The organism is Mycolicibacterium neworleansense (assembly GCF_001245615.1).
Classification (GTDB): Bacteria; Actinomycetota; Actinomycetes; order Mycobacteriales; family Mycobacteriaceae; genus Mycobacterium; species Mycobacterium neworleansense.
Genome location: NZ_CWKH01000002.1, coordinates 1723440 through 1746077, shown reverse-complemented (window position 1 = coordinate 1746077; position 22638 = coordinate 1723440). Strand labels below are relative to the sequence as shown.

The following is a 22638-nucleotide window of genomic DNA, read 5'->3' as shown; positions in this document are numbered from 1 at the left end:
CGGGGAAGCCTGGATAGATGCCGGAGAGCGTGACACAGAAATTGATCGGGTCGCATCTCGTCTCCGGGTCGATGACACCCGGGGACGAGATCGCGATCCGGATCGACCAGACGCTGACCCAGGACGCCACCGGAACGTTGGTGATGCAGGAGCTCGAGGCGCTCGGGCTCGACCGGGCCCGCACCGAGGTCAGCGTCCAGTACGTCGACCACAACCTGCTGCAGACCGACGAGAAGAACGCCGAGGACCACGAGTATCTGCGGACCGCGGCGCAACACTTCGGACTGTGGTTCTCCAAGCCCGGCAACGGGGTCTCGCACCCGACCCACATGCAGCGCTTCGGCATACCCGGCAAGACGATGGTGGGCTCGGACTCCCACACCCCGGCGGCCGGATCGCTTGGGATGCTGGCGATCGGTGTCGGCGGGCTCGAAGTGGCTTTGGCCATCGCCGGCGAACCGCTGCACCTACGTGCACCTGAAATCTGGGGTGTCCGGCTGGAAGGCGAACTCCCGCAATGGTGTTCGGCCAAAGATGTGATCCTGGAGATGCTGCGGCGCCATGACGTCAAAGGCGGCGTCAACCGCATCATCGAGTACTACGGCCCCGGCCTGGCGGGCTTGTCGGCCATGGATCGCCACGTCATCGCCAACATGGGTGCCGAACTCGGGGCCACCACGACGGTGTTTCCCAGCGACGACGCGGTGCGGGAGTTCCTCACCGGCGAGGACCGCGGCGACGACTGGGTCGAACTGGTCGCCGACGACGGCGCGCACTACGACATCGACGAGGTCATCGACCTGTCGGCGCTCGAACCGCTGATCGCCAAACCGTCCTCACCCGGCAACGTAGTCCCGGTGGCCGAGGTGGCCGGCGAACCGGTGGCCCAGGTCGTGATCGGCTCCAGCGCGAACCCCGGATTACGCGACTTCGCGATCGCCGCGGCCATGGTGCACGGCCGTCAGACGTCGCCGGGCGTCAGTTTCGACGTCAACCCCACCTCCCGCGAGATCCTCACCGACCTGACCAGGATGGGTGCCACCACCGAACTCGTCATCAACGGTGCGCGTATCCACCAGGCCGGCTGCATGGGTTGCATCGGAATGGGCCAGGCCCCGGCCACCGGCCGCAACTCACTGCGGACCATGCCGCGCAACTTCCCCGGCCGGTCCGGCACCAAGGAGGATTCGGTGTGGCTGTGCTCGCCGGAAACCGCTGCGGCATCGGCGATCACGGGCGTCATCACCGATCCGCGGCAGTGGGCGGCCGACAACGGGATCGAATACCCGGAGCTCGACCTGCCCACGCACTTCAGCGTCAACACCGCCATGCTGGTCGCCCCCGCCGCACCCGAGCAGGCTCGCGCCGTGGAAGTCGTGAAAGGCCCCAACATTTCCAGCCTCCCCGAGCTCACGCCGCTGCCCGATGTGATCGAGGCACCGGTCCTGCTCAAAGTCGGTGACAACATCTCCACCGACGAGATCTCACCGGCTGGTGCGCGTGCGCTGCCGTTCCGGTCGAACATCCCCAAACTCGCCATGTTCAGCTTCACCCAGATCGACGAGACGTATCCGCAACGAGCCCAATCCACTCCATCCGGCCACATCATCGTCGGCGGAGAGAACTACGGCCAGGGCTCGTCACGTGAACACGCCGCGATCGCACCCCGCTACCTCGGCCTGCAGGCGGTGATCGCCAAGTCGTTCGCCCGCATCCATTGGCAGAACCTCGCCAACTTCGGGGTGCTCGCACTGGAATTCACCGATCCCGCCGACTACGACGCGGTGGCGCCCGGCGATCAACTCGTCCTCAACGATCTGCGCCGGGCATTGGGCGGCGCAGAGCCGATCACGGTGACCAACACCACGCGCGCCACCACCTTCGCGGTGCGCCACCGCCTTTCACCACGGCAGATCCGGCATGTACTCGCCGGCGGCCTCATTCCGTGGCTGGCCGCTCAGCAGAAAAACTAGGCCTCGAACCCCGACCAGCAAAGCGCGCGCGGGCGTACCGTTGAGCCCATGCCGACGATCACGACTTCTGACAATGTCGAGATTTTCTACCGGGATTGGGGTTCGGGCCAGCCCATCGTGTTCAGCCACGGGTGGCCGTTGTCCGCCGACGACTGGGACACGTTCATGCTGTACTTCCTGCAGCAGGGTTACCGTGTCATCGCCCATGACCGCCGCGGGCACGGACGCTCGTCCCATGTGGCCGATGGTCACGACATGCACCACTACGCGGACGATCTGGCCGCCGTGGTCCACCACCTGGACCTGCACGACGCCATCCACGTCGGGCACTCGACCGGCGGCGGCGAGCTGGTGCACTATCTGGCGCGGCACGGACTGGACCGGGCCGCTCATGCGGTCCTGATCAGCTCGGTGCCGCCACTGATGGTCAAGACCGATGCCAACCCGGGCGGCCTGCCCAAGTCGGTGTTCGACGACCTGCAGGCGCAGTTGGCGGCCAACCGCTCGGTGTTCTACCGCGCCCTGCCGTCGGGTCCGTTCTACGGGTTCAACCGGGACCAGGAGAAGACCCCGCAGCCTGCCCGCGAGGCGATCATCGCCAACTGGTGGCGTCAGGGCATGATGGGCGACCCCAAGGCCCACTACGACGGCATCGTGGCCTTCTCCCAGACCGATTTCACCGAGGACCTCAAGAAGATCACCTTGCCCTCACTGGTAATGCACGGCGAAGACGACCAGATCGTGCCGTACGCGGATTCCGGTCCGCTGTCGGCGGAGTTGCTGCCCAACGGGACCCTCAAGAGCTACCCCGGTTTCCCGCACGGCATGCCGACCACCCAGGCCGAGACGATCATGGCCGATCTGCTGGAGTGGCTGCGCTCCTGATACCGGTTGTGCTGCAGGGGCACTCAGGCGGCGCGTAGCCGGCGCAGGCCCTGCACGGCCTCGTAATGCCCGATCAGCTCGTCGCAGATCGCCGGCCAGGTGCGGCCCAGTACGCTGCGCCGCGCGGCCACCGAGTAGCGCGCCCGCTCGGCGATCAAATGCTCGACGGATGCGGGCAGGGCCGACTCGAATTCCGCGACCGGAAGCAGCATCCCGGTGCGGTACGGTGCCACCAGATCCCGCGGCCCGCCGGCATCGGGTGCGATCACCGGCAGACCGGAGGCCATCGCCTCCTGCACGGCCTGGCAGAACGTCTCATGCTCGCCGGGGTGGACAAAGACGTCCATGCTGGCGTAGGCCGCAGCCAGTGCCTCACCGTGCAGTTCACCGGTGAAAACCGCGGTCGGCAAGACGTTTTCGAGCTTGGCACGGTCCACCCCGTCGCCCACCACCACGAGCTGCACGTCGTCGTGCATGGCCAGCGCGGCCAGCCGCTCCACGTGCTTCTCCGGCGCCAACCGCCCGACGAACCCGACGATCGGGCGGCCCTGCGGGGACCACGTCGCCCGCAGTTGCTCATCACGGGCCGACGGCGCGAATCCGGTGATGTCGACCCCGCGCCCCCATTTGAATACGCGGGGAATCCGGTGGGCCTCAAGGTTTTCCATCGCCGAGGTGGACGGCGCCAGGGTGCGGTCGGCCTTGCTGTGCAGGCGGCGTGTCCACGCCCACGAGGCCCGCGACAGGATGCCGACGCCGTAGCTCTCGGCGAAACCGGCGACATCGGTCTGGAACACCGCCACCGTCGGCACCCCCAGGTAACGGGCAGCGTGCACGCCGCCCCAGCCCAGCAACGCCGGTGAGGCCAGATGCACGACGTCCGGGTCGAAGCCGCGCAGCACGTTCACCATCCGGGGCCGCGGCACACCCAGTGGCAGTGAGGTCACCTTGGGAAACATCCGTGACGGCACCCGGTGCACCCGCACACCGTCATGCACACGTTCGGCCGGCGGCCGGCCCCGCGGGGTGTCCGGGGCGATGACGAGTACCTCGTGGCCGGTGCGGCGGAGATGCTCGATCACCCGAAGCACCGAGTTGGTGACGCCGTTGACATTCGGGAGGAAGGACTCTGCAACGATCGCAACGCGCACACCTGGATATTCTCAGCGGCACCTGTCCCCGAGGTAGCGTCCGGGGATACGACACGCTAAAACCTGATGCTCGGGTCTACTGTTGCGGCATGCGATTGTCCCGCCTTGCTGCAGCGATGCTGGCCGTGCTGGCCCTGGGCGTTGCGGGGTCCACCACGGCCTGCACCCGGCTGGTCGACGGCTGGGCGCAGGCCGACGGAAACAAACCCGGCAGCGAGATCACCGAGGACGGCTGGGGCATCCAAATCGGATTTCCCGACGCGCCCGCCCAGATCGAGTTGTTCACCGAACCGCAGTGCCCGGCGTGCGCGCACCTGCAACACGAGTCCGGTGACGCCATCGCCGACGCCGTCGCCCAGGGCCGGCTGGCGGTGACGTACCGGCCGCTGACCTTCCTGGACCAGTCGCTCACCGAGTACTCGGCCCACGTGGCCAATGCCATGTTCCTGGCGGCGGGCCCGGAAACGACCGGGGCGGCGTTCCAGGCGTTCGTCCAGGACCTCTGGGGCCACCAGGAACCCGAGGGCTCGCCCGGTCCGACCGACGACGACTTGGCCACGATGGCCTCCGACAGCGGCGTCGGCGCCGAGCAGACCGACAAGATCGCCGCCGGCGAGCAGATCATCGACTCCATCGAACTCAACGACGCCAACGCCGAACTGCTCAGCGAAACCCAGTACGAGGTGTCCACCCCGGCGGTCTACGACCTCGTGGGCGAGCAGGTGATCGACACCAGCGACCCGGATTGGCTGGCCAAACTGCTGGCTACGCCGAAGAGCTGACCCGGCTCAGCCGGCGCTGCAGCAACGCCAACACCGTCAGCGCCGCGGCCGCGACCAACCAGCCCACCACCGCGGTCGACCCGGCCGGGATGATCGCCAGCGAGGCGTTGCGGTCGCGCACCCGGACCAGATCCGGATTGTGCTTGTCGTACTCGACGTAGATCCGCATCCCGGTGTCGAGTTCGGAGGGGTACAGCACGCCCAGCTCGGGCCGGTAGGTCACACGGTCAGGGGTGACGAACTCGATCGTCGAGCGCCGCGGCCCGGCACTGAGCACCTCGGCGGCGGCCACCCCCATGTTGCGCTCGATCTGCTGGTCGTTGCGCCAGGCGCCCAGCACCAGCAGCACCGACTGCAACGTGACCAGGCAGGCGGCGATCACCACCCCGATCCGCACCCGCCGGATGATCCGCTGCGACCGCGTCTCCCCTGGTTCGCCGTACAGGTGCGGGATCAGCGGCTGCACCATCGCCCGCAGCCGCGCCGCGATCTGGGTGGGCTTCACAGGGCCGCCTTGATCGACGCGTGCAGGGCACGCAACGACGACCGGTCGGCCTTCACCTCCAGCACCCGCATGCCGTCGAAGGGCTCGGCGAGTGCCGCGGCAAGGTCGCCGACCTCCATCTGCCTGCTGTCCACGTGATAGGCGCGGCACAGCGCCGCGATGTCCACGTCGTGCGGGGTGCCGAAGATGCGCGACGACACGTCGGAGAACCGTGGGTCCCCCTGCTCGAGCAGTTCGAAGATGCCGCCGCCGTTGTCGTTGGACACCACGATGGTCAGGTTGCGCGGGGTGGGCTCGGTGGGCCCGATCAGCAGGCCCGAGCTGTCGTGCACGAAGGTCAGATCCCCGATCAGCGCCACGGTCCGGCCGTCATGCGCCAGGGCCGCGCCGATGGCCGTCGACACCGTGCCGTCGATCCCGGCCACCCCCCGGTTGGACCGCACCTTGATGCCCTCGGTGCCCAGCCCGACCAGCGCGGCGTCGCGCACCGGGTTGGAAGCCCCGAGCACCAGCTGATCGCCCGGGCGCAGGGCATCGGCGACCACCGCGGCCACGTGCAGACCGGTGGTCAGCGGATGCGAGGCGAGCTGCTGGCGCACCGCTGTCACGGCGTGCTCGTTGAGCTCGGCGCAGCGGGCCAGCCAGGCCGGGTCCGGGGTGCCAGTGGTCACCGCCCGGGTGCCGGTGGCCATCGAATTGCCCGAGACGTCGGGCCAGCGCGGGCCGGTGGTCAGGGCGTAGACCGGCACCGCCGGATCGGCCAGCAGCGCCGAGACCGGCCGGTGCAGGGTCGGCCGGCCCAGCATGATGACCTGCTTGGGATGCACGAGGCGCAGCGCCAGCGGATGCAGCGGATTCCGCGGCCGCGGCGCGGTGGGCTCGGCCACCGTCGGCAAATCCGCCAGGTTGGGATGGACACCGGCGCCGTGCCCGGCGATCACCACGGTGTCGGGCGTGAGGTCGATCTCCAGCGGCTGGTCGAAGCTCACCGGGGGGGTGTAGGTCCACGGTTTGCCGCCCGGCCGGCCGGCCGGGATCGACGCGTCCCCGTGGGCACTATCGGGAACCAACGGCTCGCGCAACGGGATGTCGAACTGCACCGGGCCGGCGTTGGCGGTGCGCGATCCGGTGGCCGCGGCCAGCACCCGGCAGGTCGCCGAACGCCACTGGGCATTCAGGGTGTCCAGCTCGCCCGGCTGGCCACCGGTCAGATCGGGGGCAAGGCCCAGACTGATGTTGGCCCGCACCTGGGTACCGAAATAACCCAACTGCTCGAAGGTCTGGTTGGCACCGGTGCCCAACATTTCATAGGGCCGGTTGGCGCTCAGCACGATCAGCGGCACCCGGGCGTAGTTGGCCTCGACGACCGCGGGGCCGAGGTTGGCCACCGCCGTACCCGAGGTCATCGCGATACACACCGGCGCCCGCTCGGCCACCGCGAGTCCGACGGCCAGATACCCGGCCGTGCGCTCATCGATGCGGACGTGCAGGCGGATGCGTCCGGCCCGGTCGGCGGCGGACAGCGCGAACGCCAGCGGGGCGTTGCGCGAGCCCGGGCACAGTACGACGTCGCGGACACCGCCGCGGATGAGTTCGTCGACGACTACGCGCGCCTGTGCCGTCGAGGGGTTCACCACTCCACCTTATTCGTCAGTACTGACCGATTTGACCGGCCTGACCGGCGAGAAACTCGAGCAGCGCGGCGTTGACCTCCTCGGGCTTCTCGATGAAGCCGAGGTGACCGGTGTCGGCGATCTCCAGGTATCGGGCGGTGGGAATCGCGTCGGCGACCTCGCGCCCCAGGTGGGTGGGCAACACCACGTCGTCGGCGAAGCCGATGACCAGCACCGGCGTGGTGATGGACCGATAGGCCGGAAGCCGGTTGTCCTCGGGCCCGACATCGAGCTGCGTGAGCAGTCCCGGGGTCTGTTTGGTGGGCCACATCGTGAACATCTCGGCCCAGTCGCGCACCAGGCGGTCGTCATTGAGCGTCTTGGGCGAGAAGCTCTCCAGCATCCGCATCTTGGCGTCGAACTTCGGCGGCAGTTGAACACCCGAGGTCGCGAAGTCCCGCTCGGCGTCGCGGAAGAACTCACGCGCCCGGTCGTGACGGCCGCGGGTAGCCATCAGAACCGCCGAGCGCACCAGGTCAGGGCGGGCCAGCATCAGCTCCTGGGCGATGAAGGAGCCCATCGACACACCCACGACGTGTGCAGGTGCCGCCCCCAGGCTCTCGATCAGCTCGGCGGTGTCGGCCACCATCTGCGCGGTGCCGAACCCCGCGGCGTTCTCCGTCGCACCGACCCCGCGATTGTCGAAGGTGATGACGCGGTAGCCGGCCCGTTGCAGCGCCGGGACCTGATGGAGGTGCCAGGTCCGGCCGGCCCCGCCGCGGCCGGCGATGAACACCACCGCCTGACCCTTGCCTCGGTCGTCATAAGCCAAGTTCACCCGGCCGACGCTACTTGATGACCAACAGTGCAACAGATCACGCGGTGCGCCGACCCCGCACCTTCCGGATCGCCTGATCCCACGCCAGCAGTACCCCGGCCTTGAGCGGTTCGGGTTTGATCATGTCCTTGCTCAGCAGCGCTGTGGCCCCGGCCTTGGTGGCCGCGCTCGCCTTCGACATATGACCGGAATCGAACGGCGGCTGCGGGTCGTACTCGATCATCAGCTGGATGGCCTTGGCCTTCGCCTCGCCGCCGATCTGACCGGCCAACCACACGGCCAGGTCGATACCAGCCGAGACACCCGCCGCGGTGATCACCTTGCCGTCCGGGTCGGCACGCACGATGCGCTGATCCCCCACCGGTGTCGCGCCCATCAGCTTCAATCCGCTGAGCACCGACCAGTGCGAGGTGGCCCGCTTCCCGTCGAGCAGACCCGCCGCGGCCAGCACCACCGAACCCGAGCACACCGACGCCATCCAGGTGGTGCCCGGATACACCTGACGCAGCCAGTCGAGGACCTTGTCGTCGCGGGCCGCCATCGTGGTGCCCGGCCCGCCCGGCACCAGCACCACGTCGGGGGAAGGGGTTTCGTCGAAACTGTGGGTCGCCCCCACCAACAGCACACCCGAGTCGGCGGTGACGGGGCCCGGCTCGTGCCAGACGAACCGCACTTGGGCGTCGGGCAGGTTGCGCAGCACCTCGTAGGGCCCGATGAAGTCGAGTGCGGTGAAGCTGGGGTACAACACGATCGCTATCTGCATGTTTGATGTTCCTTTCAAGCGGTTAAATCCCTGCTCCTCGCGTGGGCAGAAATCTTGCGGTACTGGTCAGGCGAAATGCCAAGACGGCGAACGAAGTTGCGCCGCATGGTCTCGGCGGTGCCGAATCCGCAGCGGGCGGCGATGACGGTGACGGTGTCATCGGATTCCTCGAGCTGGCGCCGTGCGGCATCGGTGCGGATGCGTTCCACGTAGGCGCCGGGCGCCTCACCCACCTCGTCGGTGAACACCCGGGTGAAATGGCGCGGACTCATCGCCGCCCGGCGGGCCAGTTCGGAAATACTGTGCGCACCACCGGGTTCGACTTCGATGAACTCCTGGACCTCGCGGATCGGGGCGCGTTTGGCCCGCGGCATCCAGACCGGGGCGGCGAACTGTGTCTGGCCGCCGGGCCGGCGCAGGTAGAGCACCAGGTAGCGGGCGACGGTCTGGGCGAGGTCGGTGCCGTAGTCGTCTTCGACCAGTGACAGCGCCAGGTCGATGCCCGCGGTGACACCGGCCGCCGTCCACACCCGCTCGGAGCTTCTCACGAAAATCGGCTCGGGATCCACTGCCACCGAAGGGAATTCGTCTGCCATCCGGCGAGCCGAGGACCAGTGCGTGGTGGCCGGGCACCCGTCGAGCAATCCGGCCTGGGCAGCCAGGAACGCTCCTGTGCACACGCTGACGACGCGACGGGCGCGCTGGGCGGCGGTGCTGATCCAGTCGACCACCGCCGGATTTGCCCGCGCGGCGTCGGCACCGATACCGCCGGGGATGACGATCGTGTCGATCGGAATGTTCGGATCGGGCAGGGGCGCGGCGACGAACTCCAACCCGGTGAGCGTGCTGACGGGCTGCCCGTCCACGGAGGTCAGGGCGACGGCATAACCGGCATCGGATCTGCCCTGACCGGCAAGGGCCAGCGTGGCGGTGGAGAACACGTCGAAGGGCCCCACCATGTCCAGGGCCTGCACCCCGGCATAGCCCAGGATCACCACCGATCGCGTCACGTCTTCAGTGTTCGCGACCTCGGCGATGGCGTCTATGCCATGTACCCCACAGATCAGGACATGGCGGTGTTGCTAGAGCTTCTTGATCCCGCGCACCACCCGGTAAAACGACGGCACCGTCGCCACGCCGCGGCGCAGACTGCGCTGCATGAGCCCGGCATTGGTCATCACCAGGTGACGCACCCCGCAATCCCGCCACTCGGCCACCCGGTCCAGAATCTCGGCGGGGGTGCCGATCAGGCCCATGTCCCGCATCAGGTCAGGCGTGATGCCTTTGATGTGCGCGAGCGCGGTCTCCTCGTCCCAATCCTGGGGCAGGATGTCCTGCCCACCGGAGAACCCACTCCCAGCGGGTGTTGCGCTCCGCGCTGCGCGAAAAACTCGTCGGACGCGGCAGCACGCCGACCTGCATTTCGCCCATCGGGATCAGAACTTCTTGAGCTTGCGGATCACCTGGCTGTACAGCAGTTGAGATGTCAGACCCTTGCGAAGCTTGCCTTGCAACGGGCCGACATTCGCCAGCACCAGGTACCGGACGCCGTGATGGCGCCACTCCGCCGCCTGCTCCACGATCTCGTCCACCGTCCCGCACAGATACATCTCCCGGAGCAACGAAGTCGGAACGGCCTTGACATAAGACAGCGCAGTCTCCTCATCCCAGTCTTGGGGCAGGATGTCCTGCGCACCCGAGAATCCGACTCCCAAGGGGTGCTGAGCGCCGTGGCGGGCATAGAAATCATCGGGCGCGTTCAGCGCACCGGCCTTCAGTACCACGGAATCCAATGCCTCCTCGAGATCATCGGGCGTCCGCCCCGGCACCACCATCAGCCAGAGGGCAGGTGTGACGGCCATCGGATCGCGTCCGGCGTCGGAGGCTGCTGACCGTACGACCTCGAGGCGCTGGGCATACTCCTGCGGCGCATGAGGGAATGCGGGAAAGAACCCGTCGGCGTAACGGCCTGCTGCACGTAGCATCCGCGGACCATGGGCGGCGATCCAGATCTCGGGCCAGCGTCCGCGGTAGGCGGGCAGGTCGAAGATCGCGTTGCGCAGCGGGAAAAACGGCGAATCACGGTTGACCAATTCACCATTCGAATCCCACAGCGCACGGATGGTGGCCATTGCCTCCTCGAACCGGGCCACCGGTTTGGTCCAGTCGACGCCGTAGGGTTCGTTGCCCTCACGCTCCCCGGCGCCGATGCCCAGGATGAACCGGCCTTTCGTGAGCAGGTTCATCGTCGCCGCGCCCTGCGCAGTGACAGCGGGGTTGCGCCGTCCGGTATCGGTCACTCCGACTCCCAGACGAAGGCGGGCAACCCGGTTGCGGGCAGCGAGATTGCCCAGCATCGTCCACGGCTCCAGGTATGCATCCGCCGATGGCAGCATCCTGGCGCCACCGCAGAACTTCGGCTGCCACAACGACCGCGGGAACAGTGCGTTGAGGTGGTCAGGCACCCAGAACGAGTCGACGCCTCCGGCGACGGCACTCAGGTAATTGGCCCGGGTGAAGGTGTCCACAGCGGGACGGGCGGCGATCGTGGGGTCCATGATGCCGACGCGGAATCGAGTCATGCAGTGAGTGTCGAACGTCCACGTCGATTTGCTTAGAGTAAGGGCCTACTCGAATATCCGTGCATAGCACGCCTGCACCCGGTCGATCCACCATTGCCGCCGTTGCGGGGTCGCGGCCAGTTCCGACAGCCGGGAGGGATCCGGCACGACCGTCTCGACCGGCAGGTATCCGTCGACCGGCGCAGGCACCTCGGCCACGTCCTCCACGAAGAACCCGCCCGTACCCAGCCCGCACGCGTGTTCCAGCGCGGGCAGTGCCGCGGCGGCCAGCAATCCGCGGGCAATCCCCACCGCGGAATCCAGTGCGCTGGATACCACGATGGGGATGTCGATCTGCGCGGCGATGTCGAGCATCCGCGCCACCCCGCCCAGCGGCGCCACCTTGAGCACCGCGACGTCGGCGGCGCGGGCCCGCACCACCCGCAGCGGATCCGAGGCCTTACGGATCGACTCGTCAGCCGCGATCGGCACCGTCACCGCTCGGCGCAACGCCGCCAGCTCGTCGACCGTCGCGCACGGCTGCTCCAGGTACTCCACCGGTCCGTCGGCGGTCAGCGCCGCTGCGGCGGCCACGGCCTGCGGCACCGTCCAGCCACCGTTGGCGTCCACCCGCACCACCGGAACCTGCGCCCGCACGGCATTGACCCGCGCGACGTCGTCGGCCAGCGTCTGCCCAGGCTCGGCGACCTTGACCTTGGCCGTGCGTGCCCCCGGGAACCGGGCCAGGACCTCGGGCACCTGCGCGGCCGGTACGGCGGGCACGGTGGCGTTGATCGCGATCCGATCGCGATGTAGCGCCGGCGCGGGCCGGTAGGCGGCCTCGATTCCGGCGGCCAGCCAGGCCGCGGCCTCGGGCGCCTCGTATTCGGGGAAGGCACCGAACTCACCCCAGCCGGCGGGGCCGTCGATCAGCGCCACCTCTCGAACCGTGATGCCACGAAATCGCACCCGCATCGGAAGGGCGACGACGTGCAGACGCTCGAGGAGGTCGTCGAGGGCCGGCGCGGCGTCAGTCACGTCGTCAATGATGCCCAACCGGTCAGGAGGCGCCGAGCACCCGCTGGATGTCGGGCTTCATCTGGTTCAGCTGCGCACCCCAGTAACCCCAGGTGTGGGTACCGGTCGGCGGGAAGTTGAACACCGCGTTGTTGCCTCCGGCGGCGACGTACTGGTCGCGGAAATTGAAATTGCTCTGCAGCGCGGTGTTTTCCAGGAACGTCGACGCGACGTCGCCGCCGCCCAACTCTCCCGGCGTCCCGGAACCGCAGTAGACCCACAACCGCGTGTTGTTCGACACCAACCGCCCCACCTGCACCGTCGGATCGTTGCGCGCCCACGCCGGATCACCCGGCGGACCCCACATCGGCCCCGGGCTGAAACCGCCCGCATCGCCCATGGCAAGTCCGATCAGCCCGGGCCACGGGCCGGCCGACGGATTCAAGAACGCCGACAACGACGCGGCGTACTTGAACTGCTGGGGGTAGTAGGCCGCCAGGATCATCGCCGAATTACCCGACATCGACAGCCCGACGACCGCATTGCCGGACGCGGACACCTTCCGGTTCGCCGCCAGCCACTGCGGTAACTCGTGGGTCAGGAACGTCTCCCACTTGTACGTCCAAACCCCGCCGTTGCCCGCTGCGGGCTGGTACCAGTCGGTGTAGAAGCTCGACATGCCGCCGACCGGCATGACCACCGACAGCCCGGATTGGTAGAACCACTCGAACGCCGGCGTCTCGATGTCCCAGCCGTTGAAATCGTCGCGGGCCCGCAGCCCGTCCAACAGGTAGACCGCGTGCGGCCCGCCGCCCTGGAACTGGATCTTGACGTCACGTCCCATGGCCCCGGACGGCACCGAGAGCATCTCGACCGGAAGACCCGCCCTTGACCAGGCACTTGCCGTCTGCGGTGGCCCGAGGAGACCGATACTCACCACCACCGCCAGGACTGCCAGAAGTACTGTCCCGCGACGGTATCCAGATATTTTCACCAAAGTACGACCGTGCACCATGTCCGCACCCCGCATCCTCGTGCACACGTATGGAGCCGAAAATACTCCGCTCCGAACGGGAAATACAGAGATGCGGGGCGATCAATTCCTACACGGTGGCACGATCGCGGCCCTCCCAGTACGGCTTGCGCAGATCCTTCTTGAGAATCTTGCCGGTGGGATTGCGGGGCAACTCGTCGACGATGTCGACCGACTTGGGACACTTGTAGGCCGCTAGATGTTCCCGGGCGAAGGCGATCAGATCCCGTTCGGTGACGTCCCCGTCAAGTGTCACAACAGCTTTCACCGACTCGCCCCATTTCTCGTCGGGAACGCCGATCACGGCGACCTCGGTGACCGCGGGATGTTCGGCCAGCACACGCTCGACCTCGATCGAATAGATGTTCTCGCCACCGGAGATGATCATGTCCTTGAGCCGGTCCTCGACGAAGATGTAGCCACCGTCGTCGATGCGGCCGATGTCGCCGGTGCGGAACCAGCCCTCAGGTGTGATCGACTCGGCCGTCGCTTCCGGACGGTTGAGATATCCCTTCATCAACTGCGGTGTGCGGAACCATAATTCACCCTGCTCACCGACGGGAACCTCGGCGCCGGTGTCGGGGTCGACCACCTTGACCTCGCCGCCGGGGACCACCGTGCCCGCACTCATCAGCCGCGCTTCGCTGGCCGCGCGGTGGTCGTCGGGGCCCAGGCGGCTGATCGCGCCGGACACCTCCGTGAGCCCGTACACCTGGATGAACTCCGTCTCCGGCCACGCCTGCAACGCAGAACGCAACAGCGGCAACGGCATTGGCGACGCACCGTAGGCGAAGGTCTTGAGCGCGCCGAACAGCTTCACCGCGTCCTCGCCGGTGTCGAACACCTTGGCCAGCACCGCAGGCACGAGGAACGTCCGGTTGGCTCCGGCCAGAATTCCGCCGGCCAGCGCCATCCCGTCCACCTCACGCGTCATGTACGTCGGCGCGCCGTGGTGCAGGCCCCACTGCATGTACGACGAACCACCGACATGGAACAGCGGCATGGCCACCAGGCTCTTGTCCCCTTCGCTGAGCGTCCAGCCTTCGAAAGCGTTCAGCGTGTGGGCGATGACGTTGGTGTTGGTGAGCGCAATACCTTTGGGCCGGCCCGTTGTGCCCGAGGAATACATGATGATGGCCGTGTCGTCAGGCTGGGCGTCCGGCGAATGGCCGACGGGCGACGCGGCGGCGAGCAGCGCCTCGTACTCGTCCCCGTCACCGCCCTCGGGGGTCACGGTGACGATGTGCTCGACGGACGTCAGCCGGTCGGCGATCGCGTCGATGCCACCCCGGAGCTCCTCGCCGACCACCAAAACCTTGGCGCCGCAGTCGTTGAGCACGTAATCCAGCTCGTCGGCGGCAAGCCGGAAGTTGATGATGGCGTTGGCCGCCCCGAGTGACGCGGCAGCCAGCGTCATCTCCACACAGGCCGGGTGGTTCTTGTCGAGGAATGCCACCACGTCGCCGCGGCCGACACCCCACGCGCTCAGCGCACCGGCCAGCCGCTGGATCCGGTCGTACCACTGCGACCAGGTCCACGTGCGACTCAGATACGTGACCGCCTCCTCGTCGGGTTTCGTCGCTGCCCAGTGGGCTACGCGTTCGTCGAGAAACTTCGGGGCCGGCAAATCTGACATGCCCCGAGCGTGCCACGACCCGTGAGCCGTCAACCGGCTTTCGGGTAAACCTGGCGCCCGGCCAGGAACGTGGCCCGTACCTCCAGGTCGGCGATGCTCTCCGGGGCGGTATCCCGCGGGTCCGCCGACACGATCACCAGGTCGGCGTACTTGCCGACCTCGAGCGATCCGATCACGTTGTCGGCGAACAACTGCCACGCCGCATCGATCGTCTGTGCCCGAATCCCCTGCTCGACGGTGAGCCGTTCTTCGGGTGCCAACACTCGGCCGCTCGGCGCGGTCCGCGTGACGGCCACACTGATATTGCGCAGCGGCTCCTCCGGGGTGACCGGCGGATCGTTGTGCAGGGAGATCCGCATGCCGGTCGCGACCGCCGACCCCGCGGGCATCCACCGGCCACCGTGCTCAGGGCCGAACAACCCGTCGACGAGCACGTCGCCCCAGTAGTGCAGGTGGTCGACGAACAGGCTGCACGTGACCCCGAGGGCGTGCGCCCGCTGCAACTGCTGGGGCGTGATGGCACCGACGTGTTCCAGCCGTAGCCGGTGATCTTCTCGTGGCCAGCGCCCCAGTGCTTCCTGGTAGACGTCCAAAATGGTGTCCACCCCGGCGTCGCCGTGCACGTGGCAGGCCAACTGCCAGCCCTGCGGAAAGAACGTCCCGACGATCTCGGCGAGCTGCTCCTTCGTGTAATTGGCGTGCCCGCAGGAGCCGGGCACCACCCCGATGGTTCGGGTCGCGTCGGTATCCAGATACGGGAACGTCAGGTCGATGTTGCCGATCCACGGCGACCCGTCGACCCAGATCTTGATCCCGACCTGGCGCACGGCATCGTCGCCCTCGAACGGCGTGGCATCGGTGTGTAGCGCCGCGGTGGACATCTCGTAGGTGCGCAGCCGCACCGTCAACTGCTCGCGCATCTGCGCGAGCAGCGGCCGGAACATCGGATCGAACGCCATCTCCGAGCAGGTGGTCAAGCCGGCGCGGTTCAGACGCGCACATTCGGCGGCCAGCATCGCCGGATAGTCGCTGACCGAGATGGCATCGCCCAGCAGCGGGAACACCGCCCCGGTCTCCTCAGCCGTGCCGTCGAGCTCACCGTTGCCGTCGCGGCCGTACTTGGCACCCTTGGGATCCGGGGTGTCTTTCGTCAGCCCGGCGCGGCGCGCTGCCGAGGAGTTGAAGTACGCCTTGTGGCCCGAGTTGTGCACGATCACCAGTGGGGTCTGCGGGGCGACCGTGTCGAGCCAGGCCAGCGTGGGTTCGGGCAATCCGTGCTGCAGCAACGGGTCCCAGCCGTTCAGAAAGGCACCGTCGGCGCCCCGGTTTGCCACCTCGGCGCGGATCGCGCCGACCACCGCATCGGCGTCGGGCAGGGTGACCGGACGGATGTCGACGATGCGCCCCGACAAGGTCATCGCCTCCATCAACGGATGACCGTGCGCCTCGACGAAACCCGGCATGACACAACCGTCGACCTCACGGACGTCGGTGCCGGGCCCCACCCAGGCTGCAACCTCGGTCCGGGGCCCGACCGCCACGATGCGGCCGTCGGACACCGCGATCGCCTCTGCGGTCGGTTGCGCGGCGTTGACGGTGAGGACGTTTCCGTAGAGGACGAGATCAGCCGGGCTGGTCATGCTCGCGATGGTAGGGGTGCTGAAGTCCCCCCGGAAGAAATTCTGGGTGCCGTGTCGATTTCGCCCCGGTGCCGTTCGACGTAGTAGCGAGGGCCACTTGAACCACAATGGTCAGGCCCCTTCCCGACACCAGAAGGAGACACACAATGTCGCGCTACATGCTGATCATGCGGTCCACCCCCGAGGCTGAGGTCGCCATGGCCGAGCAGAACATCGACTTCGACGAGATCATCGCGTCGATGGGCCGCTACAACGAAGAGCTGATCAAGGCCGGCGTTCTGCTGGCCGGTGAGGGACTGACCGACCCCGACGAAGGATTCGTCGTCGATTTCAACGCCGATCCCCCGGTGGTCACCGACGGGCCCTACACCGAGGCAAAGGAACTGTTCAACGGCTTCTGGATCCTCGATGTCTCGTCCAAGGAGGAGGCCAAGCAGTGGGCGCGGAAGTGCCCGCTGGGATGCGGTGTGAAGCTGGAGGTCCGCCGGGTCAGCGAGACCGACGAGTTCCCGCAGGACAACGAATGGATCCAGAAAGAGATCCAGTGGAAGGCCGAGGTGGCCGAGAAGCTCGCCCAGCAGGCCCGCGCGGCCGCCAACCGCTGATCAGAGGCACAGGCCCCGGCGGTCCCTAACCCGCCGGGGCCTGGCTCCCCACCCCCACATCAGTGACATTAAGCAGCGCCGACCGCGACGACACGAGTAGCGCGCTACCTGTGTTTCGGTCCGCAAGGACCTCGTGTTACGCCGACATCGGGGGATCGGCTCCGCAATTTCTGGAACACGTTCTAATCTGGAACCCATGAGTGATGCGCTGCTGCACCATCCGATCCATTCCGGCCACCTCACGGTCGGCGCGCTCAAGCGCAACAAAGACAAACCCGTGCTGTTCCTCGGCGACACCACACTGACCGGTGGCGAGCTCGCGGAACGCATCAGCCAGTACATTCAGGCCTTCGAGGCCCTCGGGGCGGGCACCGGCGAAGGCGTCGGCCTGCTGTCGCTGAACCGGCCCGAGGTGCTGATGATCATCGGTGCCGGCCAGACCCAGGGATACCGTCGCACCGCACTACACCCTCTCGGTTCGCTGGACGACCACGCCTACGTGCTGTCCGACGCCGAGGTGACCACCCTCATCATCGACCCCACGCCCGCCTTCGTGGAGCGGGCCCTCGGGTTGCTGGAAAAAGTGCCGTCGCTGCGCCAGATCCTGACCATCGGCCCCGTGCCCGAGGCGCTGGCCGCCTCCAACGCGTCGGTCACCGACCTCACGGCCGAGGCCGCCAAGTACTCCCCCGTCCCGCTGGTGGCCGCCGAACTCGACCCCGATCACGTCGGCGGGCTCACCTACACCGGTGGCACCACCGGTAAGCCCAAGGGCGTGATGGGCACTGTCCGGTCCATCTCCACGATGACCACCATTCAGCTCGCCGAATGGGAGTGGCCCGAGAACCCGCGCTTCCTGATGTGCACCCCGCTGTCGCATGCGGGCGCGGCCTTCTTCACGCCGACCATCGTCAAGGGCGGCGAACTGGTGGTGCTGACCAAGTTCGACCCGGCCGAGGTGTTGCGGGTCATCGAGGAGCGCCGCATCACCGCGACCATGCTGGTGCCGTCGATGATCTACGCACTGATGGACCATCCCGACTCGCACACCCGGGATCTGTCCTCGCTGGAGACGGTGTACTACGGCGCCTCCGCGATGAACCCGGTGCGGCTGGCCGAGGCGCTCAAGCGCTTCGGGCCGATCTTCGCGCAGTACTACGGCCAGTCCGAGGCCCCGATGGTGATCTCGTACCTGGGCAAGAAGGACCACGACGAGAAGCGGCTGACCTCCTGCGGCCGGCCCACGCTGTTCGCGCGGACCGCGCTGCTGGACGCCGAGGGCAACCCCGTGCCGCGGGGCGAGGTCGGCGAGATCTGCGTGTCCGGCCCGCTGCTGGCCGGCGGCTACTGGAAGCTGCCCGAGGCCACCGCCGACACGTTCAAGGACGGCTGGCTGCACACCGGCGACATGGCCCGTGAGGACGAGGACGGCTACTGGTTCATCGTCGACCGGGTCAAGGACATGATCGTCACCGGTGGGTTCAACGTGTTCCCGCGCGAGGTCGAAGACGTTGTGGCCGAACATCCTTCGGTCGCGCAGGTGTGCGTGATCGGCACCCCCGACGAGAAGTGGGGCGAAGCCGTCACCGCGGTGATCGTGCTACGTCCAGACGCAGACTCCAGCGACGAAGCGGTGGCCACGGTGACCGCCGAGATCCAGGCCGCGGTCAAGGACCGCAAGGGCTCGGTGCAATCGCCCAAGCAGGTGATCGTCGTGGACTCCGTGCCGGTGACCGCACTCGGCAAGCCCGACAAGAAGGCCGTGCGGGCCCAGTTCTGGGAGGGCGCGGCCCGCGCGATCGGCTGAGTTCCCAGCCCGGTTGCCCGCTTTGTCACGCTGGAGTGGCGCTCGAGCTTGAGCGCCACTCCAGCGTGACACTCGGCAGAATGGCGGCGTGGCAGACGACCCAGCGGCCGGCACCGACATGCGGGCCACGCTCGACGCGGTGTGGCGGATGGAGGCGGCCAAGATCCTGGCCACGCTGACCCGCACGGTCGGCGACGTCGCCCTCGCCGAGGATCTGGCCTCCGACGCCCTGCTCGACGCGCTCACGCAATGGCCGCAGTCCGGGGTGCCGCGCAACCCCGGCGCCTGGCTGACCACGGTGGCCAAACGCAAGGCCATCGATCACTGGCGGCGCGCGGAGAACCTCGACGCCAAGTACGCGGTGCTGGCCCGCGATCTGGCCGAGCATGTCGAAGAGTCATGGGATCCCGACCGGATCGACGACGATGTGCTGCGGCTGATCTTCATCGCCGCCCACCCGGTGTTGTCCCGCGAGGCCCAGGTGGCGCTGACCCTGCGGATGATCGGCGGATTGAGCACCGACGAGATCGCCCGGGCTTTCCTGATCTCCACGGCCACCGCGGCCGCCCGCATCACCCGGGCCAAAAAGAGCCTGACCCAAGCCAACCCGCCTTTCGAGGTGCCACCCCGCGACGAATACCCGCAGCGGCTGTCGGCAGTGCTGTCGGTCATCTACCTGATCTACAACGAGGGCTACTCGGCGTCGTTCGGACAACGCTGGATCCGTGACGAATTGTGTGCCGAGGCATTGCGATTGGGCCGCGTACTGGCCGCCCTGGTACCCGACGAACCCGAGGTCCACGGCCTCCTGGCACTGATGGAGTTCCAGTCTTCACGCTTTGCGGCCCGCACCGACGCGCAGGGCCGGCCCATCCTGTTGGAAGACCAGAACCGCGCACGATGGGACCGCGCCCAGATTCAGCGCGGTGTCGCAGCCCTGCAACGCTCCAGTGCCGCACGGCAGCAACGAGGTTGGGGCCCGTACGCACTGCAGGCCGCGCTCGCCGAATGCCACGCGGTGGCCCCGACCGCCGCCGACACCGACTGGAGCCGCATCGTCGCGCTCTACGACGCACTCCTGCAGATCACGCCGTCGCCCGTGGTGCAGCTCAACCGCGCGGTGGCCGTCGCGATGCACTCGGGCCCGCGGGAAGCGCTGGCCATCGTCGACGGTATCGAAGGCCTGGACGGCTCATACCTGCTGCCCAGCGTGCGCGGCGAACTGCTGTCCCGGCTGGGCCGGCACCGGGAGGCGGCCCAGGAGTTCACCCGGGCGGCCGCACTCACCGACAATGAACGTGAGCGAGAGGTACTGACCGGCAAGGCAACCCGCGAGCATGGCTGACAACCGCCGGGGCCATGGCACGATGGCGGACATGGTGTCGGCCGTGTTGTTCGACTTCTCCGGGACCCTGTTCCGCCTCGAGGAACAGGACAGCTGGTTCGCCGGGATGGCCGTCGACGAACGCGAGGTCGACGGCCACGTCCAGACCGAATTGATGCGCCGCCTGACCGCCCCGACCGGACGATCCGTGGCGATGACCGACGAGCAGTACCGGGCCTGGGCCAACCGCGACCTGGCTCCGCATCTGCACCGAGAGGCCTACCTGCACGTGCTGCGGGAATCCGGGCTGGCCGACCACCACGCCGAGGCGCTCTACAACCGGGTGATCGACCCGGCGAGCTGGACCGCCTATCCCGATACCGCGCGGGTGTTCAAAAACCTGAACGCACAAGGCATCCGGACAGCCGTCGTCTCCAACATCGCGTTCGACGTACGCCCGGCCTTCACGACGATCGGCGCCACCGAGCACGTCGACGAGTTCGTGCTGTCCTTCGAAGTCGGTGCGGTCAAGCCAGACCCGGCGATCTTCACCACCGCGCTGGACCGCCTCGGCGTCGCCCCTGCCGACACGCTCATGGTCGGCGACAGCGAGGAGGCCGACGGCGGCGCCCGCGCGGTGGGGTGCCGATTCGCACTCGTCGACCCGCTCCCCACCGCCGAGCGCCCCGACGGACTGATCACGGCCCTGCAGGGTGTCGGTATCCGCGCCTAGGGTGGAGCCATGGCTGACGACCGCATCAAGCCACCGTGGTGGCTGAAGTACGTCAACAAGGTGATGATCGGGCTCAACAAGTTCGGCGTCGGCGGTGACAAGGGACCCGTGGTGCTGACCGTGCCGGGCCGCAAGACCGGGAAACCACGGTCCACACCCGTCACCCCGATGACCGTCGACGGCCACCGCTACGTCGTCGGCGGACTACCCGGTGGTGACTGGGCGGCCAACGCCCGCGCCGCGGGCGAGGCCACTGTGCGCCAGGGCCGGCACGACCAGCGCGTGCGTGTGGTTGAAATTCCCGCCGAGCAGGCCCGGCCGCTGTTGCGCCAGTTTCCGGTCCTGGTACCGACCGGCGTCGGCTTCATGCGCAACGCCGGCCTGGTGACCGGGCCCAACCCCGACGAGTTCGAGGCCCTGGCCGGGCGGTGCCCGGTGTTCCGGCTGGACCCGGTCTAGCCGGCATCAGCTCAGGTGCGGGGCCTCCTTGATCTTGGAGTCCTGCTTGCCCGTCGTCTGACAGAAGGTCTGCACCGCCAACCGGGTGCCGGTGATCTCCAGCTGCGCGGCATCGGTGCCCTTCTCGTCCTTGAGCATCTTGGCCACCGCGTCGTTCTGCGTCTTCTCGTCCTGCCCGATGAAGTCCTTGCACTTCGTGTCACCGCCGGTCACCTCGGGTGTGCATCCCACGAGCACCACGCCCGCGGCCAAACCCGACATCAACACACTCGCCAACTTCTTCATCGTGGCCCTCTCTCCTCTGGTGATGCGCGGTACGCATCATCGCGCCGAGGTTGGTACCCCGTAGCGGTACCTGTGAAACCTCTGGAGACGTTCGCTCTACAGTCGAGCACGTGAGCGCAGACAACCCGTTCGATCCCACAGCCTGGGAGCCGGTGCCCGGCTTCGACGATCTGACCGACATCACCTATCACCGTCATGTCGCCGACGGCACCAAACAACCGACGGTGCGAGTCGCATTCGACCGGCCCGAGGTACGCAACGCCTTCCGGCCGCACACGGTCGACGAGCTGTACCGCGTCCTCGACCACGCCCGGATGTCCCCCGACGTCGGCGTGGTGTTGCTGACCGGCAACGGCCCATCGGCCAAGGACGGCGGCTGGGCGTTCTGCTCCGGCGGGGATCAGCGCATCCGCGGCCGGTCCGGCTACCAGTACGCGGCAGGCGAAACCGCCGAGACCGTGGATCCGGCGCGGGCCGGGCGGCTGCACATCCTCGAGGTGCAGCGGCTGATCCGGTTCATGCCGAAGGTGGTGATCTGCCTGGTCAACGGGTGGGCCGCCGGCGGCGGGCACAGCCTGCACGTCACCTGCGACCTGACCCTGGCCAGCCGCCAGCACGCCCGGTTCAAGCAGACCGACGCCGATGTGGGCAGCTTCGACGGCGGGTTCGGCAGCGCCTACCTGGCCCGCCAGACCGGGCAGAAGTTCGCCCGCGAGATCTTCTTCCTGGGCCGCGCCTACGACGCCGAGACCATGTACCAGATGGGCGCGGTGAACGAGGTCGTCGACCACGCCGAGCTGGAGTCCGTCGGTCTGCAGTGGGCCGCCGAGATCAACGGCAAGTCACCCCAGGCGATCCGGATGCTGAAGTTCTCGTTCAACCTGATCGACGACGGCCTGGTGGGCCAGCAGGTGTTCGCCGGGGAGGCCACCCGCCTGGCCTACATGACCGACGAAGCCGTCGAAGGCCGTGACGCGTTCCTGGAGAAGCGCGATCCGGACTGGAGTGGTTTCCCGCGCTACTTCTGA

Annotated in this window: 22 protein-coding genes; 9 read left to right on the top strand and 13 right to left on the bottom strand. The window is 67.8% G+C overall.

What is annotated here, in order from left to right; translation table 11 throughout:
• Positions 1–17 precede the first annotated feature (17 nt).
• Together BN2156_RS24040 and BN2156_RS24035 are read left to right on the top strand one after the other, a co-directional pair.
• Positions 18–1973 carry an aconitate hydratase gene (locus tag BN2156_RS24040; RefSeq protein ID WP_090517335.1) on the top strand — a complete coding sequence of 652 codons (1956 nt, stop codon included), beginning with the start codon at positions 18–20 and terminating at the stop codon, positions 1971–1973.
• Positions 1974–2021: 48 nt separating this feature from the next.
• Positions 2022–2858, top strand: coding sequence for an alpha/beta fold hydrolase (locus BN2156_RS24035; protein ID WP_090517334.1), 837 nt, complete (start codon positions 2022–2024; stop codon positions 2856–2858).
• A gap of 23 nt (positions 2859–2881) precedes the next feature.
• Here the strand turns inward: BN2156_RS24035 and BN2156_RS24030 are convergent, their stop codons facing one another.
• Positions 2882–4009 carry a glycosyltransferase family 4 protein gene (locus tag BN2156_RS24030; RefSeq protein WP_090517333.1) on the bottom strand — a complete coding sequence of 376 codons (1128 nt, stop codon included), beginning with the start codon at positions 4007–4009 and terminating at the stop codon, positions 2882–2884.
• Positions 4010–4098: 89 nt separating this feature from the next.
• Here BN2156_RS24030 and BN2156_RS24025 point away from each other — a divergent pair, with 89 nt between their 5' ends.
• Complete coding sequence (locus tag BN2156_RS24025; RefSeq protein WP_235625459.1) at positions 4099–4791, top strand: DsbA family protein; 693 nt, start codon at positions 4099–4101, stop codon at positions 4789–4791.
• Here BN2156_RS24025 and BN2156_RS24020 read toward each other — a convergent pair.
• The 11 genes from BN2156_RS24020 to BN2156_RS23970 form a co-directional block, all read right to left on the bottom strand.
• Positions 4775–5260: a DUF3592 domain-containing protein gene (locus tag BN2156_RS24020; RefSeq protein ID WP_090517616.1), complete on the bottom strand. Its 486-nt coding sequence runs from the start codon at positions 5258–5260 to the stop codon at positions 4775–4777. The genes BN2156_RS24025 and BN2156_RS24020 overlap by 17 nt on opposite strands.
• Positions 5261–5292: 32 nt before the next feature.
• Positions 5293–6930 carry a 2-succinyl-5-enolpyruvyl-6-hydroxy-3-cyclohexene-1-carboxylic-acid synthase gene (gene menD, locus BN2156_RS24015; protein WP_162490919.1) on the bottom strand — a complete coding sequence of 546 codons (1638 nt, stop codon included), beginning with the start codon at positions 6928–6930 and terminating at the stop codon, positions 5293–5295.
• A gap of 16 nt (positions 6931–6946) precedes the next feature.
• Entirely contained in the window at positions 6947–7747 is an 801-nt protein-coding gene (locus BN2156_RS24010) for an alpha/beta fold hydrolase (RefSeq protein WP_090517330.1), read from the bottom strand.
• Positions 7748–7784: 37 nt separating this feature from the next.
• A complete protein-coding gene (locus BN2156_RS24005; RefSeq protein ID WP_090517329.1) occupies positions 7785–8510 on the bottom strand; it encodes a DJ-1/PfpI family protein in 726 nt (241 codons plus the stop codon).
• A 14-nt stretch (positions 8511–8524) separates the two neighbouring features.
• Complete coding sequence (locus BN2156_RS24000; RefSeq protein WP_210436698.1) at positions 8525–9520, bottom strand: GlxA family transcriptional regulator; 996 nt, start codon at positions 9518–9520, stop codon at positions 8525–8527.
• A gap of 72 nt (positions 9521–9592) precedes the next feature.
• Positions 9593–9775 carry a hypothetical protein gene (locus tag BN2156_RS23995; protein ID WP_090517327.1) on the bottom strand — a complete coding sequence of 61 codons (183 nt, stop codon included), beginning with the start codon at positions 9773–9775 and terminating at the stop codon, positions 9593–9595.
• 171 nt (positions 9776–9946) lie between these two features.
• A complete protein-coding gene (locus BN2156_RS23990; RefSeq protein WP_090517326.1) occupies positions 9947–11092 on the bottom strand; it encodes an LLM class flavin-dependent oxidoreductase in 1146 nt (381 codons plus the stop codon).
• A gap of 45 nt (positions 11093–11137) precedes the next feature.
• Positions 11138–12109, bottom strand: coding sequence for an o-succinylbenzoate synthase (locus BN2156_RS23985; RefSeq protein ID WP_090517325.1), 972 nt, complete (start codon positions 12107–12109; stop codon positions 11138–11140).
• Between the two features lie 22 nt (positions 12110–12131).
• Positions 12132–13103: an esterase family protein gene (locus BN2156_RS23980; RefSeq protein WP_090517615.1), complete on the bottom strand. Its 972-nt coding sequence runs from the start codon at positions 13101–13103 to the stop codon at positions 12132–12134.
• A gap of 88 nt (positions 13104–13191) precedes the next feature.
• Positions 13192–14757, bottom strand: coding sequence for a long-chain-fatty-acid--CoA ligase (locus tag BN2156_RS23975; protein ID WP_090517324.1), 1566 nt, complete (start codon positions 14755–14757; stop codon positions 13192–13194).
• A 29-nt stretch (positions 14758–14786) separates the two neighbouring features.
• The gene (locus tag BN2156_RS23970) at positions 14787–16397 is read right to left on the bottom strand and encodes an amidohydrolase (protein ID WP_090517323.1); all 1611 of its coding nucleotides are present in this window, start codon (positions 16395–16397) and stop codon (positions 14787–14789) included.
• 146 nt (positions 16398–16543) lie between these two features.
• Between BN2156_RS23970 and BN2156_RS23965 the strand changes: the two genes are divergently transcribed.
• The 5 genes from BN2156_RS23965 to BN2156_RS23945 all read left to right on the top strand — a co-directional run bounded on the left by BN2156_RS23965 (position 16544) and on the right by BN2156_RS23945 (position 21325).
• Entirely contained in the window at positions 16544–17002 is a 459-nt protein-coding gene (locus BN2156_RS23965) for a YciI family protein (RefSeq protein WP_090517322.1), read from the top strand.
• A gap of 196 nt (positions 17003–17198) precedes the next feature.
• Entirely contained in the window at positions 17199–18809 is a 1611-nt protein-coding gene (gene fadD8, locus BN2156_RS23960) for a fatty-acid--CoA ligase FadD8 (protein ID WP_090517321.1), read from the top strand.
• A 118-nt stretch (positions 18810–18927) separates the two neighbouring features.
• The gene (locus tag BN2156_RS23955) at positions 18928–20154 is read left to right on the top strand and encodes an RNA polymerase sigma factor (protein WP_090517614.1); all 1227 of its coding nucleotides are present in this window, start codon (positions 18928–18930) and stop codon (positions 20152–20154) included.
• A gap of 22 nt (positions 20155–20176) precedes the next feature.
• Positions 20177–20866: an HAD family hydrolase gene (locus BN2156_RS23950; protein ID WP_090517613.1), complete on the top strand. Its 690-nt coding sequence runs from the start codon at positions 20177–20179 to the stop codon at positions 20864–20866.
• 9 nt (positions 20867–20875) lie between these two features.
• Positions 20876–21325 (top strand): nitroreductase family deazaflavin-dependent oxidoreductase, encoded by a 450-nt coding sequence (locus BN2156_RS23945; RefSeq protein WP_090517320.1) that lies wholly within the window; start codon positions 20876–20878, stop codon positions 21323–21325.
• 6 nt (positions 21326–21331) lie between these two features.
• Here BN2156_RS23945 and BN2156_RS23940 read toward each other — a convergent pair whose 3' ends face one another.
• Positions 21332–21610 carry a hypothetical protein gene (locus tag BN2156_RS23940; protein WP_019344506.1) on the bottom strand — a complete coding sequence of 93 codons (279 nt, stop codon included), beginning with the start codon at positions 21608–21610 and terminating at the stop codon, positions 21332–21334.
• Positions 21611–21720: 110 nt separating this feature from the next.
• On the opposite strand from BN2156_RS23940, the gene BN2156_RS23935 reads away from it, so the two are divergent.
• Entirely contained in the window at positions 21721–22638 is a 918-nt protein-coding gene (locus BN2156_RS23935; protein ID WP_090517319.1) for a 1,4-dihydroxy-2-naphthoyl-CoA synthase, read from the top strand.

What these genes read in the sequence shown, in the direction of transcription:
- BN2156_RS23980 (WP_090517615.1), bottom strand. Translation starts at nt 13,103, where the DNA reads ATGGTGCACGGTCGTACTTTGGTGAAAATATCTGGATACCGTCGCGGG.
- BN2156_RS23955 (WP_090517614.1), top strand. Translation starts at nt 18,928, where the DNA reads ATGCGGGCCACGCTCGACGCGGTGTGGCGGATGGAGGCGGCCAAGATC.
- BN2156_RS24025 (WP_235625459.1), top strand. Translation starts at nt 4,099, where the DNA reads ATGCGATTGTCCCGCCTTGCTGCAGCGATGCTGGCCGTGCTGGCCCTG.
- BN2156_RS23950 (WP_090517613.1), top strand. Translation starts at nt 20,177, where the DNA reads ATGGCGGACATGGTGTCGGCCGTGTTGTTCGACTTCTCCGGGACCCTG.
- BN2156_RS24005 (WP_090517329.1), bottom strand. Translation starts at nt 8,510, where the DNA reads ATGCAGATAGCGATCGTGTTGTACCCCAGCTTCACCGCACTCGACTTC.
- BN2156_RS23970 (WP_090517323.1), bottom strand. Translation starts at nt 16,397, where the DNA reads ATGACCAGCCCGGCTGATCTCGTCCTCTACGGAAACGTCCTCACCGTC.
- BN2156_RS23945 (WP_090517320.1), top strand. Translation starts at nt 20,876, where the DNA reads ATGGCTGACGACCGCATCAAGCCACCGTGGTGGCTGAAGTACGTCAAC.
- BN2156_RS23965 (WP_090517322.1), top strand. Translation starts at nt 16,544, where the DNA reads ATGTCGCGCTACATGCTGATCATGCGGTCCACCCCCGAGGCTGAGGTC.
- BN2156_RS23975 (WP_090517324.1), bottom strand. Translation starts at nt 14,757, where the DNA reads ATGTCAGATTTGCCGGCCCCGAAGTTTCTCGACGAACGCGTAGCCCAC.
- BN2156_RS23940 (WP_019344506.1), bottom strand. Translation starts at nt 21,610, where the DNA reads ATGAAGAAGTTGGCGAGTGTGTTGATGTCGGGTTTGGCCGCGGGCGTG.
- BN2156_RS24020 (WP_090517616.1), bottom strand. Translation starts at nt 5,260, where the DNA reads ATGGTGCAGCCGCTGATCCCGCACCTGTACGGCGAACCAGGGGAGACG.
- BN2156_RS24040 (WP_090517335.1), top strand. Translation starts at nt 18, where the DNA reads ATGCCGGAGAGCGTGACACAGAAATTGATCGGGTCGCATCTCGTCTCC.
- BN2156_RS23995 (WP_090517327.1), bottom strand. Translation starts at nt 9,775, where the DNA reads ATGCGGGACATGGGCCTGATCGGCACCCCCGCCGAGATTCTGGACCGG.
- fadD8 (WP_090517321.1), top strand. Translation starts at nt 17,199, where the DNA reads ATGAGTGATGCGCTGCTGCACCATCCGATCCATTCCGGCCACCTCACG.
- BN2156_RS24035 (WP_090517334.1), top strand. Translation starts at nt 2,022, where the DNA reads ATGCCGACGATCACGACTTCTGACAATGTCGAGATTTTCTACCGGGAT.
- BN2156_RS23990 (WP_090517326.1), bottom strand. Translation starts at nt 11,092, where the DNA reads ATGACTCGATTCCGCGTCGGCATCATGGACCCCACGATCGCCGCCCGT.